Annotated in this window: 15 protein-coding genes; 6 read left to right on the top strand and 9 right to left on the bottom strand. The window is 55.9% G+C overall.

Annotated elements, in window-relative coordinates; translation table 11 throughout:
* Position 1: 1 nt before the first annotated feature.
* Positions 2-1,129: an ABC transporter permease gene (locus ACK6D9_RS22200; protein ID WP_412050149.1), complete on the top strand. Its 1,128-nt coding sequence runs from the start codon at positions 2-4 to the stop codon at positions 1,127-1,129.
* Between the two features lie 468 nt (positions 1,130-1,597).
* Here the strand turns inward: ACK6D9_RS22200 and ACK6D9_RS22195 are convergent, their stop codons facing one another.
* Positions 1,598-2,215, bottom strand: a complete 618-nt coding sequence (locus tag ACK6D9_RS22195) for a hypothetical protein (protein ID WP_412050148.1) — start codon at positions 2,213-2,215, stop codon at positions 1,598-1,600.
* Between the two features lie 321 nt (positions 2,216-2,536).
* Here ACK6D9_RS22195 and ACK6D9_RS22190 point away from each other — a divergent pair, with 321 nt between their 5' ends.
* The 4 genes from ACK6D9_RS22190 to arcC are packed head-to-tail and all read left to right on the top strand — an operon-like array spanning position 2,537 to position 7,158.
* Positions 2,537-3,982 carry a YfcC family protein gene (locus tag ACK6D9_RS22190; RefSeq protein WP_412050147.1) on the top strand — a complete coding sequence of 482 codons (1,446 nt, stop codon included), beginning with the start codon at positions 2,537-2,539 and terminating at the stop codon, positions 3,980-3,982.
* 20 nt (positions 3,983-4,002) lie between these two features.
* Positions 4,003-5,232 (top strand): arginine deiminase, encoded by a 1,230-nt coding sequence (locus ACK6D9_RS22185; protein ID WP_412050146.1) that lies wholly within the window; start codon positions 4,003-4,005, stop codon positions 5,230-5,232.
* Between the two features lie 17 nt (positions 5,233-5,249).
* Complete coding sequence (gene argF / locus ACK6D9_RS22180; RefSeq protein ID WP_322989336.1) at positions 5,250-6,251, top strand: ornithine carbamoyltransferase; 1,002 nt, start codon at positions 5,250-5,252, stop codon at positions 6,249-6,251.
* A 1-nt stretch (position 6,252) separates the two neighbouring features.
* On the top strand, positions 6,253-7,158 hold the full coding sequence (gene arcC, locus ACK6D9_RS22175; protein ID WP_412050145.1) for a carbamate kinase: 906 nt from the start codon (positions 6,253-6,255) through the stop codon (positions 7,156-7,158).
* A gap of 380 nt (positions 7,159-7,538) precedes the next feature.
* Here the strand turns inward: arcC and ACK6D9_RS22170 are convergent, their stop codons facing one another.
* Entirely contained in the window at positions 7,539-8,354 is an 816-nt protein-coding gene (locus ACK6D9_RS22170; RefSeq protein WP_412050144.1) for a Crp/Fnr family transcriptional regulator, read from the bottom strand.
* Between the two features lie 339 nt (positions 8,355-8,693).
* Here ACK6D9_RS22170 and ACK6D9_RS22165 point away from each other — a divergent pair, with 339 nt between their 5' ends.
* Positions 8,694-10,295, top strand: coding sequence for a tetratricopeptide repeat protein (locus ACK6D9_RS22165; RefSeq protein WP_412050143.1), 1,602 nt, complete (start codon positions 8,694-8,696; stop codon positions 10,293-10,295).
* Between the two features lie 244 nt (positions 10,296-10,539).
* Here the strand turns inward: ACK6D9_RS22165 and ACK6D9_RS22160 are convergent, their stop codons facing one another.
* The 7 genes from ACK6D9_RS22160 to ACK6D9_RS22130 all read right to left on the bottom strand — a co-directional run bounded on the left by ACK6D9_RS22160 (position 10,540) and on the right by ACK6D9_RS22130 (position 16,301).
* Entirely contained in the window at positions 10,540-10,746 is a 207-nt protein-coding gene (locus tag ACK6D9_RS22160) for a hypothetical protein (RefSeq protein ID WP_412050142.1), read from the bottom strand.
* A gap of 207 nt (positions 10,747-10,953) precedes the next feature.
* On the bottom strand, positions 10,954-11,379 hold the full coding sequence (locus tag ACK6D9_RS22155; RefSeq protein ID WP_412050141.1) for a GlcG/HbpS family heme-binding protein: 426 nt from the start codon (positions 11,377-11,379) through the stop codon (positions 10,954-10,956).
* 59 nt (positions 11,380-11,438) lie between these two features.
* Complete coding sequence (locus tag ACK6D9_RS22150) at positions 11,439-12,644, bottom strand: CaiB/BaiF CoA transferase family protein (protein WP_412050140.1); 1,206 nt, start codon at positions 12,642-12,644, stop codon at positions 11,439-11,441.
* Positions 12,641-13,426 carry an enoyl-CoA hydratase/isomerase family protein gene (locus ACK6D9_RS22145; RefSeq protein ID WP_412050139.1) on the bottom strand — a complete coding sequence of 262 codons (786 nt, stop codon included), beginning with the start codon at positions 13,424-13,426 and terminating at the stop codon, positions 12,641-12,643. Before ACK6D9_RS22145 ends, ACK6D9_RS22150 begins: the two co-directional genes overlap by 4 nt.
* Positions 13,423-14,673, bottom strand: coding sequence for a TRAP transporter large permease (locus tag ACK6D9_RS22140; protein ID WP_412051882.1), 1,251 nt, complete (start codon positions 14,671-14,673; stop codon positions 13,423-13,425). Before ACK6D9_RS22140 ends, ACK6D9_RS22145 begins: the two co-directional genes overlap by 4 nt.
* Positions 14,555-15,187, bottom strand: coding sequence for a TRAP transporter small permease (locus tag ACK6D9_RS22135; RefSeq protein WP_412050138.1), 633 nt, complete (start codon positions 15,185-15,187; stop codon positions 14,555-14,557). Before ACK6D9_RS22135 ends, ACK6D9_RS22140 begins: the two co-directional genes overlap by 119 nt.
* A 205-nt stretch (positions 15,188-15,392) precedes the next feature.
* Positions 15,393-16,301, bottom strand: coding sequence for a TRAP transporter substrate-binding protein (locus ACK6D9_RS22130; RefSeq protein WP_412050137.1), 909 nt, complete (start codon positions 16,299-16,301; stop codon positions 15,393-15,395).
* Between the last annotated feature and the right edge of the window lie 17 nt (positions 16,302-16,318).

Genomic DNA, 16,318 nt, shown 5'->3' with positions numbered 1-16,318 from the left:
CATGCAACAATGGCTCTCCAACGTGTTTCGCCTCGGACTCAAGGAATTGAGCAGCCTGCGAGCGGATCCGGCCCTGGTCCTTCTTATATTCTATGTGTTCAGTGTTGCCGTCTATTCGGTCGCAACAGGCGCAAAGCTGGAGGTTTCCAATGCCTCCGTTGCCTATGTGGATTATGATCGGTCGGCGCTGACCGGGCGGATCCTCGGAGCGATCCTGCCTCCTACATTCAATGTTCCTGAACCGATCGAGGCCAATCAGATCGACACCATGATGGACAGCGGTCGCTATGTCTTCGTGCTGACCTTTCCGCCGAGTTTCGAAGCTGATGTTCTGGCTGGGCTGCAACCGCAAATCCAGTTGAACATTGATGCAACAGCCATGGCACAAGCCGGCAATGGCGCGGTGTTCCTTCAGCAGATTGTCAGCGAGGAAATCTCAAAATTCGTCTCTGGCAACGATAGCGCGACGGCCCTGCCGATCAATCTGGTGGTGACGGCGAAATTCAATCCAAACCTGAATTCCGTCTGGTTTTCCTCCGTCATGCAGATCATCAACAACATCACCATTTTGTCAGTGTTGCTGACGGGAGCGGCCCTGATCCGGGAACGTGAACATGGAACGATCGAGCATCTCTTGGTGATGCCGGTCAATCCGTCGGAAATCATGGTGGCCAAGATCTGGGCCAATGGTCTGGCCATAATCATAGCTGCGGTCCTGTCGCTTTGGCTGGTGGTGCAGACGCTCCTGGGTGTTCCGATTGCCGGCTCGATTTCGCTGTTCATCGCAGGAACGGTTCTCTATCTGGTCTCGGTAACCGGGCTCGGTATTCTGCTGGCGACATTTACCACTTCCATGCCTCAGTTCGGGCTGCTGGCTTTGCCGGTTCTGGTCATCATGAACCTGCTGTCGGGGAGCGTGACGCCGATGGAAAGCATGCCGGTCTGGTTGCAGAACGTCATGCAGGCTTCACCGTCAACACATTTCGTCGCGTTTGCTCAGGCCATCCTCTATCGTGGGGCAGGGCTGGAAACCGTCTGGATAAACCTTGTCGTCATGGCCGGGTTGAGTGCGCTGTTCTTCATTACATCGCTCAAACGTTTCAGGATAACGATGGCTTCATCTCATTGAAGCGGGGCCGGGAAGTATTGGTAACGACCTGGGTTCAGGCCGCATCAAAATGCTTTGGGGGACGGATTGCAGTCTGATTCACTGGTGCCAGGAGATATTGGCATGAGCGATTTGATTTGGCTTACCAACAGACATACGCCGCGGATTGAGCCGTACTCCCCGCTCTTTCACGGGACCCCGCGGGTTGATAATTGGGGGGGCGTTGACATCAATTTTGCCGGGCAACGAATGCAACGAACCGTTAGCGCGCCAGATCGAGTTTATCCGGCTGATGTCGTAGACCGATATGTCGAGCCCGCTATGGGCAGCCGGGAATGCAATCTGGCTTCCCAGCACGTCGGTGTCGAGGGACCGCGACCTTTACTATTCCATTCATAATTATTCTTTGTTCTTATCTCTTCTATCGAGCCTCGGATTTTGTCCGAGCGAGTTGGAGGAGGTTAGTCGTCAATACAATTTGCTGATAATTTAGATATTTATAATGACCCTGCCGCCAGCCTTGCTGGTCTCCAGATCGACGAAAACGCTGTTGATGTTGTCAAATTCAGAGCCGTGAATGAGTACTGTAACCTCGTCATCCTCCGGTAACTCGACCGTTTCAACCAAGTGCTCATGAGTGAGAACCATGGAATCGCGCGTCGTGGTGTGCACGAGCACTACCTCAAAGAGTGGTGTCGGGGACTCACCAGAAAACTGACCATTATAAGTGGTTGCTTCCTTGCGCAGCACTATCTGCAGCGCCTCAGCGAACACAGAGACCGAAACTGAAACCGGGACGGTGGTGACCAATACACCATGTGGACCATCATCTACGGCCTCGATCACATGTTTCGCGGTATCCGTAACCAACGCATTCACGGGTATATCGGCGCCAGTGTTTTCATAATCGGCAATGATGGACCGCGCAGACACCGGCGGCCAGTCTTCGCTTTGTACGTGAAGCTGGGTAGGGCAAACGCAAGTGGCGACGACCTTTACCAGAGCTTCGCCTAGTCTCGGAATCGGGGTCGAAACAGTCGAAACTTCTTCGCGTATTACTGGCTGGCTGAAATCATGCACTATCGCTGCTTTCATTCTGTCACTCATGATCATCTCCATTATCGATTGCCATCGCCAACATCAGACATGACGCATCGCGCAATCCGTGGATTGACGAGTGTCAATTCTCGGGGATCGAGATCGAGTGTTTCATGATGGAGGGAGGGCTACCGTTCTCCCGCTTCAGCTGCGTTGCGCCGGGCGTTGAGAATATGTTCGCAGCCAAGCCAAAAAAAAATGACGCCAGGTCTACCCATTGACGTACGTCAATTCCGAACCTGCATCTCCGGTTATCTATGCCTCAACGTCTGAGTTCATCTGTCCATTTGCAGGTGAGACCAGACTTACGGCTATAACAGGAGAGACACGATGGCTACCGATCTGGAAACAACAGACAGCCTCGGAGGAGATACCAAGAGTCGGTTTCCCTCCGCCTATACAATTCTGTTTGTATTGATTGTTTTGATGGCGGCGCTGACCTGGTTCATGCCCGCTGGTGAATACACCCAGGCAATGAACGAGGCATTGGGCAAGAATGCCCCGGTTCCCGGAACCTACCAAGTGGTTGACCCGAAACCGCAGGGGCTGATCGCAGTGTTGATGGCGCCCATCGCCGGCTTCTATGACCCTTCCGCATATACAGCCAACGCGATTGATGTGTCGCTGTTCGTGCTGGTGATTGGCGGCTTTCTCGGCGTCGTCAATGCGACGGGCGCCATCAACAGAGGCATTGAACGGGCTATTGTCGATTTGAAAGGCCGCGAGAAGTGGATGATCCCGGTCATGATGGCGCTTTTTGCGCTGGGCGGCACCACCTATGGCATGGCCGAGGAGACGTTGGCTTTTTACCCATTGTTGATCCCGGTGATGATTGCTGCGGGCTATGATGCGGTCACTGCTGTGGCAATCATCATGCTGGGCGCCGGCATCGGTGTGCTTGGCTCGACGATCAACCCGTTTTCAACCGCCATCGCTTCGAATGCGGCCGGAATTCCCTTCACGCAAGGCATGGTGCTGCGTTTCATCATACTTGGGCTGAGCTGGCTGGCTGCCGTACTCTTCGTGATGCGGTATGCCGAGCGGGTTCGCAAGGATCCTCAGCGCTCGGTCGTGGCGGATCGGAAGGCGTCGAATGAGGCCCATTTCCTCAAGGATCGCGACGTCACCAAAGCTGCGGGTTTCACCGCTAAACAAAAACTGATCCTGCTCGTATTTGCCGCCACTTTCGTGGTGATGATCTGGGGTGTGTCTTCGCAGGGCTGGTGGATGGCAGAAATGTCCGCGCTTTTCCTGGGATCAACCATCGTGATCGGCTTTATCGGCTGGATGGGTGAAAAGGCCATGACTACTGCCTTCGTTGAAGGTGCGCGTGACCTTTTGGGCGTCGCCTTGGTTATTGGCCTGGCGCGCGGCATCGTCGTCATCATGGACAATGGCATGATCACGGCCACGATCCTCAATTACTTCGAGGGAAAGATCACAGGCATGTCGAGCATTGCCTACGTGAACGCCATGTTCGGAACCGAAGCATTGCTGAGTTTCGTGGTGCCGTCGACCTCCGGTCTTGCCGTGTTGTCCATGCCAATTCTGGCGCCTTTGTCGGATTTTGCCGGCGTAGGCCGTGACCTCGCCGTCACCGCCTTCCAGACAGCCATCGGTATCACAAATCTGATCGCCCCGACTTATGCGGTCGTGGTTGGCGGATTGGCGATCGGCCGGGTTCCCTATGACAAATGGCTCATTTTCATCTGGCCGCTGTTGCTGATCCTGGTGGTGTTGTCCTGCGCCGCACTCAGCATTGCCGCACTCATTTAGGTCTCGGAAAGGTGAATAAAATGACTGATCAAGCTCTCGGGGTTCACTCCGAAACCGGTAAACTGCGCCAGGTTATCGTCTGCCGTCCTGGACTGGCCCATCGCCGCCTGACCCCTGCGAATTGTCAGGAGTTGCTGTTTGACGATGTGTTCTGGGTCAAGCAGGCGCAGAAGGATCACGATGTCTTTGCCGCCACGATGCGCGGCGAAGGTGTCGAGGTTCTCGACGTCAACGAGCTTCTGGCCGAAACGCTGGAGACAAAGGAAGGCCGCGCCTACGTGCTTGATAACCGGATCAACCCGGATCAGGTCGGCGTCGGCATGATGGAGGAATTGCGCGCCTGGATGGATGAGCTTCCAGGCACGCAGCTGGCGGAATTCCTGCTCGGCGGTCTGGCGGAAGACGACCTTCCGTTCAAGCCAGTCGGCCTGTTCGGTAGCTATCTCGGCGAGCACGGCTTCATCCTGCCGCCGCTGCCCAATGCGCTGTTTACCCGCGACAACTCGGCATGGATTTATGATGGTGTGGTGGTCAACCCGATGCACTGGCCAGCGCGACGCCCCGAAACCCTGCTCAACACGGCAATCTACAAGTTCCACCCCAAATTTGCCGGCAAGACCAATATCCATTGGGGCGACCCGACCAAGGAGCACGGCCTGGCGACACTGGAAGGCGGCGACATCATGCCGGTGGGCAAGCGCACGGTTCTGGTCGGCATGGGCGAACGCTCATCACCGCAAGGTATCGGTCAACTGGCCGAGGCACTGTTTGCCAAGGGCGTGGTCGACCGGTTGCTGGCATTCCGGATTCCAAAATCACGCGCCGCGATGCATCTCGACACGGTGTTCACGCTCTGCGGTGGTGATGTGGTCACCACCTTCAAGGAGGTTGCCGACGAACTCATCTGCTACGACATCCGCCCCGGCGAGGGCAATGCGCCGCTGAGTTTCCGCCACGATCCACGGCCGATCTTCGACATCGTTGCCGAGGTGCTTGGCTACAAAAAGCTGCAGATCGTGCCGACCGGTGGTGACACAGAGGAAGAACGTTCGCGCGAACAGTGGAACGATGGCAACAACGTGCTGGCCCTGCGGCCTGGCGTGGTTGTCGGTTATGACCGCAACGACGACACAAACGCCGCGTTGAAAGCGGCGGGTATCGAGGTGCTGGCTATCCCCGGTGCCGAGCTTGGCCGCGGCCGTGGCGGTGGCCACTGCATGAGCTGCCCGACCATACGTGATGCCGTCTGACCTGAAAGGTTACGCAAATGGCTTACAATCTGAAAAACCGGCATTTTCTCACCTTGCGGGATTTTGCACCGCGCGAAATTGCCTTCCTGCTCAAACTCGCAGCGGACCTGAAGGTGGCGAAATACACCGGCACGGAAGTGCCGAAGCTGCAGGGCAAGGACATCGCGCTAATATTCGAGAAGGACAGCACTCGAACCCGCGTCGGGTTCGAGGTCGCTGCCTACGATCAGGGCGCGCGTGTCACATATCTGGGGCCGACCGGATCGCATATCGGCCACAAGGAATCGGTCAAGGATACCGCCCGGGTTCTGGGGCGAATCTATGACGGCATCGAGTATCGGGGTTTTGGCCAGGACGTCGTCAACCAACTGGCCCAATATTCCGGTGTGCCGGTCTACAACGGGCTGACCAACGAGTTTCACCCGACCCAGATCCTCGCCGATTTCCTGACCATGCAGGAGCATGTGGACAAGCCGTTGCATCGCGTGGCCTACGCCTTCCTTGGCGACGCGGGCAACAACATGGGCGACAGCCTGCTGATCGGCGGCGTCAAGATGGGCATGGATGTCCGCCTTTGTGCTCCAAAAGCCTGCTGGCCGAGCGATACCATCATCGCGGAGGCCGAGGCGATAGCTGCCGACACCGGTGCACGCATGATGATCACCGAAGACGTCGATGACGCCGTCAAGGATGTCGACTTCATCTACACCGATGTCTGGGTGTCGATGGGCGAGCCCAAGGAGAAGTGGGCTGAGCGGATCAAATTGTTGAAACCCTACCAGGTGACGGCAGACGTGATGGCAAAGAGCGGCAATCCGCGGGTTTGTTTCATGCATTGCTTGCCGTCGTTTCACAACACGGAGACCACCGTCGGTAAGGAAATAGAGGCCGAATTCGGCATTAGCGCCATGGAAGTGACCGAGGAGGTGTTCGAAAGCGAGGCCTCTATCGTTTTCGATCAGGCGGAAAACAGGATGCACACCATCAAGGCGGTTCTCGTCGCCACGTTGGGGGCCTGAGATGCTGGTTGTCGCAGCCGTGGGCGGCAACGCGCTTCTGCAACGGGGCCAGCCCCTGACTGCAGAGACGCAGCGCGCCAATGTCAAAATAGCGGCGGAGGCGCTGGCTGGAATCGTGCGCGGCGGACACCGGTTGATCATCACCCATGGCAATGGTCCGCAGGTGGGTTTGCTGGCGTTGCAGGGCGCGGCCTACAAGCCCGACGAGGCCTATCCGCTGGATGTCCTCGGGGCCGAAACCGAAGGCATGATCGGCTATCTGATCGAGCAGGAACTGGAAAACGCGCTCGGCCACGATCATGCGGTCGCAACGCTTTTGACCCAGGTGATCGTCGATGCGCACGATCCTGCCTTCGCAGTGCCAACCAAATTCGTCGGACCGGTCTATTCGAAGCAGGAGGCAGAGGCGCGGGCCAGTGCTGCGGGCTGGAAGATTGCGCAGGACGGAGAATATTGGCGGCGCGTGGTTGCGTCGCCGAAGCCCCTGGAAATTCCGGATCTGCACGTATTGCGCTTGCTGCTGGATCAGGGCGTGATCGTGATTTGTACAGGTGGAGGGGGCATCCCGGTGCTGCGCAAGCCCGATGGCAGTCTGATCGGGGTTGAAGCGGTGATCGACAAGGATGCCGCCAGTGCGCTTCTGGCCGCCGATATCGGTGCGGATGCCTTGCTGCTGCTGACCGATGTGGATGCTGTCTATCAGGATTTTGGCACGGATGCCGCCACACCGCTTGACCGGCTGACACCGGATGAAGCGCGCGCGCTTGATATGCCAAAGGGATCTATGGGGCCAAAGTTGCGCGCCGCCGCCGATTTTGCGGATCGTGGTGGGTTTTCGGGGATCGGCCGCCTGGCCGATGCAATGTCCATCCTCGATGGCAGCGCTGGTACTCGCGTGTCAAAATAAGGCTTTGGCGCCAGCAAGACGGTCTAATCACCGCACTGGTAACAACGCCGCGTGACGCCATCGGTCCAATGTTCGCGGCGTCGGGCTGATACGAGGATTTGGAAGACGTTCTTGTCTGCCGCATCCGCTGATCGCTCGGAACGGATTGATGAGTTCAGGCGTGCCGGCGCTCCAGCAAAGTTCACGTGTTCCGTGCCTTTTCTGCGCGCAGAGAGGACCGCGAAGACGATCATATTGTCAATTCTGACTGGCGGACCATTCAGGGCGCTGGAAAAAGAAGCCCACCACGCAAGCGAGCCTTTGGGGTTGCGGGACCGATTTGGTCCGATCCCCAAATCAGAAACGGTGCGAAGAGGGTTTTTCCTGGATCTGGTTTGCCGTCAGGCAAAACAGGGAGTGCGCCGCGCCGCCGTATCAACCGTATCCACGCTGGTCTCCGTACAGATTTTATATTTTTCTGAGCAGGCAAGATCAATGCGACCTTCGCGTTTGAGCTTGCTGAATGTGCGGCTGACGGTTTCCACCGACAAACCAAGATGATCTGCAATGTCGCGGCGACACATTGGTAACGTGATGTAACCCCTTCCCGGTCTTGACGACGCAAACTCACGCAGGAAATGAAGCAGGCGTTCAGAGGCCTTGGCGCTGACCATCGCCAGCAATTGCCGCTCACGGTCTTCCAACTGGCTGCAAACCTGCGCTCTCATTTCGTCCCGCAGTTCGAGATCGGTTGCGAGGGCTTGCTTCATCTGCGCATGAGGAATGGACTTCAAGATAACATGGTCGACGGCTTCCGCGGTGAAATGCCAAGTGTCGACATCCGAGATACCGATGAATTCACCCTTTTTTGCAAAACGAAAAATCTGTCGTGCGCCTTCGGCGTTGATGGTGCAACAGCGAACCGTGCCAGAAACAACCATGTAAAATTCTTCGACAGCCTCGCCATGAAGCAATATCGTGTTGTTTGGCTGAAAATGCTGTTGAAATGAATTGGTGTCAAAAAGAGATCGAATTTTGTCGCAGCGTGTTCGATCAGTGTTTTTACGTCTGATCGAAATTGCGGCTGAAAGATCCTCATTAGCGGATCTGTTTTTTATGTAGAATATGTTCTCCAAATTTGGTTTCTGATGTGAAACGGAATTCATTTCCAAAACCGGAATATCTGGCGTCGAAACTATTGCGCTTGGTGTAGTCATTTCCACACTCCTGTTCGTATGACAGTTATTATTCTTACGAACCCAATCGAAAAATGACGGCAGTTACGAGTACGCTTCGCCGCCCTCGTCGCTTTGCAACTCGGTTCTGTTCAATTGTTTTGTTCCATTCGATTTCGACGAACACGAATGACTGCCTTGGGGCGTCCCTTTGGTCGTCATTCTTGTGTCTGTATATGCGTATGCTTTGAACACGCCGCCTTGATGTACATCAATGCCGCCAATATTTGGGTGCCATAATCTCGACCTCGACTTGAGTGAATCACAGTGAACCGGAAGGTGAAACTGCTGTCCCGGGCCAATGATAAGTGAGCCACAGCCATGGAACTGATGACATCATTGCCCCGCGAGGTCGTGGAGACCCAGCTGGCCCGCATCATGAACAGTCGGATATTCTTCAATGCCCCCCGTCTCTCGCGGTTTTTATCTCACGTTGTGCAGGAAAGTCTTGAAGGGCGAGTTGATCGCCTGAAAGGTTACACCATCGGTCTGGATGTTTTTGACCGCCCGGAGGACTTTGACCCGCAAACTGATACGATTGTCCGGGTTCAGGCGCGCGCTCTCCGACAAAGACTGGAGCAGTACTATGCGCAGGACGGTGTCGAAGATCCGGTGCATATCAAGATCGCGAAGGGTGCATACGAACCGGAATTCCTTGCTCGCTGTAGCGGGAAGAGACCAAATAATTCGGAAAAATCTTTGCCTGCTGCAGTTTCCATCAGTCCGTCAATTGCAGTTCTTCCTTTCGATGATTTCAGCCGGGAGAAGCACACGGAATCCTTTTCACTTGGCCTGACCGAAGAGATCATCGCAAATCTGTCGCGGTTCAGGGAGCTGTCGGTCTTTTCCAGATCGACGACCGAAAGGGCAAAGTTAGACAAACTCAGCATTTCACAGATGTATGCGAGCTTTCGACCGGATTTTGTCCTGGAGGGGAGCTTCCGGATCAGTGAACGCACGGTCGATATAACCATCAATCTGGTGGTTGCCTCCAGTGATGCGGTCATCCTGACGAAACACTTCAGTCGCGAGATGACGCCGAATGCGATGTATGTGGTGCAGGACGAGATGGCACAGATGATTGCTGCGCGTATTGCCGACAGGTTCGGCCCGTTGGGGCAGTATGCGCACCGCAGGGTGGGATTGGGGCGGTCTCAGAAATGGGAGACCTATCACTGGATTTCGCAATATCATCAGTACGGGATTCAATTGGATCAGACTGACCGGTCGGCGATCAAGGAAGGTCTGTCCAAGGCGCTGGAAACCGACGGCGATTCCGCCGATGCCCACGCGGCACTGGCCTTGATCAAGCTCGACGAGTACAGGGTGTCGATTGATAATCAGCCAGACAAGGAAATCCTTGAACAGGCATTGTCACAGGCACAAAAAGCTGTGATCTGTGATCCCGAGAGTGCAACCGCCCAGGAGGCTTTGGCCGTCGCGCGTTTTCATCGCGGAGAGTTCGACAATTTTGAAGCGGCCGCCCAGCAAGCCTTGGCGCTCAACCCCGGTCACGGGGACATGCTGGCCGCGCTTGGCATATGTTTCACAGCGCGCGCGAATTGGGACATGGCCATGCCATTGCTGGACAAGGCAATCGCGCTCAATCCGCTCCAACCTGGCTGGTATCATGTTCCCAAAGCCATCGGCCTTGCAATGACGGGCCGAGCCGGTGAGGCGGTAGCGGAGATGCAAATTTCTCCATTGCCTGGGATGTTCTTCTACCACTGCCATATGATTTGGTTTCTGGTGGAAGCAAACGATATGGAGGCTGCAATGCATGAGAAAGCCAGGCTGCTGGAAGCGCTGCCGGATTTCGAGCACTTCATCATGGGCCATTTCCGTGCCTGGTGCACTGACGACGCGCTTGTCAGCCGCGCAGTTGCCGGATGGGAAAGTGTCGGGCTGACCATTCGCGATTGAGCCGGTCTTGAAGGGAAAATCAGAGCAGCGCCCGAAGCGATGTTTTTTGCGTTCGGAACATGCTCACAATGCGTAATATACCACTTCGAAGTCACCACTGATGAGGTGAGCAGTGCCAAATTTGCCTGGCGTGGTTGGGCCGAATTGCCGGTGGTGTCGTTAGGGAGCGGTGTGGTTTTGCCGTATTGCGAACATTCTCTATTGCACCGGAAGCATCCAGGCGGACGGAATGATTGGTCGCAAATCAATCTTGGCGGTGATTTAGTAAAGTGCTGATTACCAGTTCCCGGCCGTCCCTGTTGATTCCGACGCCACGTGGTCTTCGTTCGGCAATACCAAGCGCGATCAAGCGTTCGGCCATGTCTGCCTGCAGTTCGGGGTAGGGACCGCGATTGAGGCGCTTGAGCGCAGTCTGTTCGCTTTCGTCCAAATCGCTCCAGTTAACGGCCAAGCCTTTTCCTCCAATGGGTATGTTTGAACGTCGATCCCAACATGAACGAGGATCTAATTTTGTTCAAAGGGGAAATGCTCTCCGTTGACTTCACCTTGATGTCGATTGCCGTGGTAGTGCTCGGCGGCACTTCTGTGTCCGGTGGCTGACACGAACCGCGTCGGTTATCATCTGGTGACCCTTGGTGTCCCTCGAGAGCGTGCGGCTTTAGCCACCGTCGGCTATAAACCCGGTCGCTTCGATTGCTGCAATTGCACAGGCTTCATCATTGTCGGATGAGTCGCCGGTGATTCCAACGGCACCCAACAGGGTGCTGCCGTGTTTTATCAGTACACCACCCGGCACCGGAACGAGCGATCCTGAAGCAAGGCTGTTCATTGACTGGATAAAAAACGGTTGCGATTGTGCGCGCTCAAAGAGTGCGCGCGAGCCCAATCCCATGGCGACCGCGCCGCGCGCTTTGCCTTGCGCTATTTCGGGGCGCAGATTGCTCACACCATCTTCACGAGCCAGGGCAACTAGGAAACCGCCGCTGTCGAGAACCGCAACTGTCAGCGGCTTCATGTTCTGCTTCTTGCGCCATTCCAGCGCGACCGAAATGATGGATTGTGCTGTCTGTAAATTAAGTTCCACGACTTGATCCCCCCAACCTGAAGTTTCCAATTGTGCTGACTTTCGCTTCCGGCGTCAGATCAGGACGCAATGACGGCCTCCGAGCGGATCAAGGTCTCGATCTCCGCAGCTTGATAACCCAACTCGACCAGAACCTCTTTGGTATGCTGGCCCAGAATCGGGGCGGCTTGCGTGATTTTCGCCGGAGTCTTACTGAATTTTACCGGGTGTCCCAGGGTTTTGACCGGCCCCGCCCGCGGGTGATCCACTTCAACGATCATCTCGCGGGCCAGAGCTTGCGGATCCTCGTGCATCTCGAGAATTTCCAGAACCGGCCCGGCTGGCAATTTGGCATCTTCCATCCTGGAGAGCCAATTCGCAGTCGTGTCCTTTTTCAAGATACTGTCCAAAATCTCGACCAGCGCAGGCAGGTTCTTCATGCGCTGCAGGTTTGAGGAAAATCGCGGGTCGGCATCGAGTTCTGGCGCAGAGATCACGTTGAGAAACCTCAGCCAGTTACTCTGATTGGCCGCACCCACATTGATCCATCCGTCACTCGTCTTGAAAGACTGGTACGGCGCATTCAGGGGATGAGCCGATCCCATCGGCTTGGGATTTTCGCCGGTTGCAAAGGCAATGGAGGATTGCCAGTAGGTCTGAACGATCGCCGCTTCGAAAAGCGACGTATCAACCTTCTGCCCACGCCCTGTCTTGAGCATGCTTGCATAGGCTGCAGAAACCCCCATGGCAGCCAGAATACCGGCATTGATATCGGAAACAGGTGGGGCGATCTTGACTGGCGGGCGACCAGGCCCTTCGCCGGTGATTGCCATCAGCCCGGACATGCCCTGGGCAATCAGGTCAAACCCGCCGCGGTCTGCATAGGGACCGGTGCGGCCAAAGCCTGAAATCTCGCAATAGATCAGGCGCGGATTGATCTTTGAAAGCTCGTCATAGCCAAGCCCCAGCCGCTCCATTGTGCCGAGCCGGTAATTTTCGATGACAACGTCAGCATCGAGCAGCAGCTTGTGCAGCACCTCGACCGCCGCAGGGTCCTTGAGATTGAGGGCAATCCCGCGCTTGTTGCGGTTCATCATCATGTAGGCTGCGGATTCACCCTCTATTTCAGGTGGCACAAACCTGCGGCTGTCATCCCCGGTTGGTTTTTCCACCTTGATCACGTCCGCACCCATGTCGGCCAGCATAAGCCCGCAAACAGGGCCAGCCATGATGTGGGCCAGTTCGATGACTTTCATCCCTTTGAGCGGGCCGAACGATGATGTCATTTGCCGGTCCACTCCGGCTTGGTTTTGCTAAGGAAGGCTTCCATGCCGATGCGGAAATCTTCACTCATGTAGCACATGGTGATCAAGTCGGCGTCATCCACCTTGGTGGCCATCCGGTTGCGGCGCATGGCTTCCTTGGTTGCCCGCAAAGTCAGGGGCGCCATATTGCCGATAGAATTTGCGAGGTCCTCTGCGCGGGCCAGCAGTGAGGCTTCGTCTGTCAAAATCTCGCTGATCAGCCCGACAGAAAGAGCTTCATCGGCTGTCATCAGCCTTGCCGTGAAGATCATCTCCCGGACACGCCCTGCGCCAACCAGATCTGACAGGCGTGCCAGGTTCGCTGCCGCCAGACAATTGCCAAGGGTCTTGGCAATCGGAAACCCGAACTTTAAACTGGCTGACGCAATCCGCAGATCACATGCTGCCGCAATTGATGCACCACCGCCGGTGCAGGCACCGTTGATGGCAGCAATCGTCGGCAACGGGCACCGCTCGACGGCATCAAGAACGCTGTTGATCCGCGCCTCATAGTCCAGCGTATCCTGCGCCGTCTCAAACGCCCGGAACTGGGTCATGTCGGTGCCTGCAGCAAAGGCTTTGCCACCGGCTCCAGACAGGACAATCGCGGTCACAGATCCGTCTGTCGGCGCATCCGTGCAGATCTTGGCCAACGCCTCGTACATGCCGAAGGTCAGCGCATTGCGGCTTGCCGGGCGGTTGAAAGTAACCCAGAGTGTCTTGCCGCGCAGTTCCTGCGTGAGTTCAGGCGTGGGCCCGCTCATCGGTAGAAATACTCCACGAGGAACATCGGCACCGCCGGCACATAGGTGCAAAGCATCAGGACCGCCAGAAGCACCCCGACAAACCAGATATTGACCTTCGAGACTTCCCAGATATTGGCCCTTGCCACCGAGCAGGCGGTGATCAGAACAGAGGCGACCGGTGGCGTCTGCTGGCCGATGGCCAGATTGAGCGTGACAATCAGGCCGAAATGAACCGGATCAATACCTGCAGCCGTAATCAACGGGATCACAATCGGGATAACGAGGATGATGGCCGCCGCCGAATGCAGGAAGAAGCCAATGACAAGGAAAAAGAAATTCAGGATGAGCAGGATTGCCCATTGCTCGGTGGTGATCGACAGAATGCTTTCGGCCAATTGCTGCGGGATCTGGGCGCGGGTCAGGAAGCCTCCCATGAGAACGGAAGCTGCAACCAGAAGCATGACGACCGCGGTCTGAATGCCGCCATCGAGCATTGCCCGCCGCAGGTGGCTCCAGTCGATGTGGCGATACCAGGCTGACACGACGATAGCCGCCAGAACGGCAAGGCCTGCAGCTTCAGTGGCCGTCACGTAGCCGCCAAAGATGCCGCCGAGAATGATCATCGGCAGGGCAAAAGCGGGAAGAGCATCAACAAATGTCTCGCGCACACGCGGCAGGTTGAAGGCCTCTTCGGTCGGGAAATTGTAACGTTTTGCAAAAAAGTAGGCGACGACCATCAGGCCCGCCGCACCCAGCAAACCGGGCACCACTCCTGCGACAAAGAGTTGCTCAATCGATGTGTTGGCGGAGGCCGCATAAAGGATCATCGGAATGGACGGCGGAATGATGATGGCAAGCGAGGCGGATGATGACGTAACAGCCGCCGAGAACTCCTTGCTGTAGCCCCGCTTTTTCATTTGCGGAATCAGGATCGACCCCATGGCTGCGACATCTGCCACCGCAGATCCCGAAATTTCGGCAAAGAACAGCGACACCCCGATATTGACCATGGCAAGCCCGCCACGGACAAATCCGATCAGGCTGGAGACAAAATTGATCAGCCGGTCCGTGATGCCGCCGGCATTCATGATGGCGCCGGCCAGAACAAACATCGGGATGGCAATCAGCGAGAAATTGGTCGAGCCGTCATACATATCCAGTGCAATGGTCACCAGACTGTCGACGCCTTCGGTCATCAGCAGACCTATGACGCCACACATGGCAAGGGCCACGGCGATGGGCACATTGATGCAGATCATCAGCATCAATCCGATGAAAATGGCGAGTATCAGCATCAGACCCGATCCTTGTTTTTTCAAGCTCAGCTTCGACTTCGTCCTCGATTTCAGCGTGTTCGAGTGAAATCCCCGCAGCAGTGGTCTTCCAGTAACCAGGCAGACTGAGAAGTTGGCACAGAATAAACAGTATGGCGCCAATCGGGATTACCGATTGCGTCAACTGCACTGGAACCCAGGTAATAGAAACCAGGGTATCGCCTTCAAGCACTTCGAGAACCTGAAATCCTGCACGCGCCATCAGGATAAAGAACACCAGCACGATTGCTTCGCCCAACAGCAGGGCAGCCATCCTAAACGCGGGGGGGAATGCCAGCAAAACCGTATCAAAATCGATATGACGACGGTGCAGTGCCGCAAGCGCCGACCCGTAATAGGTAATCCATGCCAGCATGATCGCCGCCACTTCGTCATACCAGGAAAAGCTCTGCCCCAGCAGGCGCGCAATGACGGCAAGGGTCACGATCACGGTCAGAATGACCATAAGGGATATCGTAATCCACTCGAGTATCTTGCCCAGGACCGAGATGGTCGAAGGTAGAAAGGAGGACGAGGCTTGCTCCATTGCGGACCTGTCTGTTCTGATTTTTCAGGGAAATTCCGAGTGGTCAAACGAGCTATGACCACCATGCGGCGACATCTTTGCAAGTTCATCGGGCAACAGGACTGGCCTGTTGCCCGATCATCAATCAGTTGACCTTGCCAAGACCAAGAACCTGGTCGATCAACTCCTGCCCGCCGTCGACTTCATCGGCAAAGGCCTTGTAGATCGGCTTGGAGGCTTCAATGAACGCAGCCTTGTCAGCTTCGTTGACCTCCACACCTGCAGCCTTGATGACATCGAGCAGATCAATTTCAAGCTGCGCCGCCGTTTCGTAAGTGAAATCCTGCGCTTTGTTTCCGCAGTCGGTCAGCATTGCCTGCACATCTTCAGGCAAACCGGAGAAGCTTTTCTGTGAGGCAAGGATATAGGCCGGCGTGTAGACATGGCCGGTAATGGACAGATATTTCTGCACTTCCTGGAATTTTGCAGAGGCAATCTGCGCATAAGGATTTTCCTGGCCATCCATTACGCCGGTCTGCAATGCTGTGAAGACGTCCGAAAGCGCCATCGGCGTCGGGTTGGCTCCGTAGAGTTTGAACATAGCGACACGCCAGACCCCGTTCGGGGTGCGCAGCTTGATTCCTTCAAGATCGGCAGGAACGTTGATCGGCCGGGTGTTGTTGGTGATGTGACGGAAGCCGTTCTCTGCAAGACCGACGATGTGATAGCCTTTTGCCTCGGCCGCAGACTGGAACGTGTCCATCATTGCATCCTGAACCCGGCGCATATGATCACGGTCAGCGATAATGTAAGGCATTTCAAAAACGCCGAACACATCATCAACCGAGGACATGATCGATGAAGGCAAGGCGAAGTCGACCTGGCTGAGCTTGAGTTTCTGCAGAAGCTCCTTGTCCTTGCCGAGCTGCGAAGAACCGAAGGTCTGGACTTCAATCTTGCCGCCGCTTGCCGAACCGACGCACTCTGCAAAATTATTTGCAGTGGCCTCGAACAACGACCCAGGTGCGCCGACATGCCCGAATTTCATTGTCATGTCGGCAGCAAAGGCGC

The organism is Hoeflea sp. Naph1, from assembly GCF_046837775.1.
Taxonomy (GTDB): Bacteria; Pseudomonadota; Alphaproteobacteria; order Rhizobiales; family Rhizobiaceae; genus Hoeflea.
Note: the sequence above shows the minus strand (reverse complement) of the source record. Positions and strands in the feature narration are given on the sequence as shown.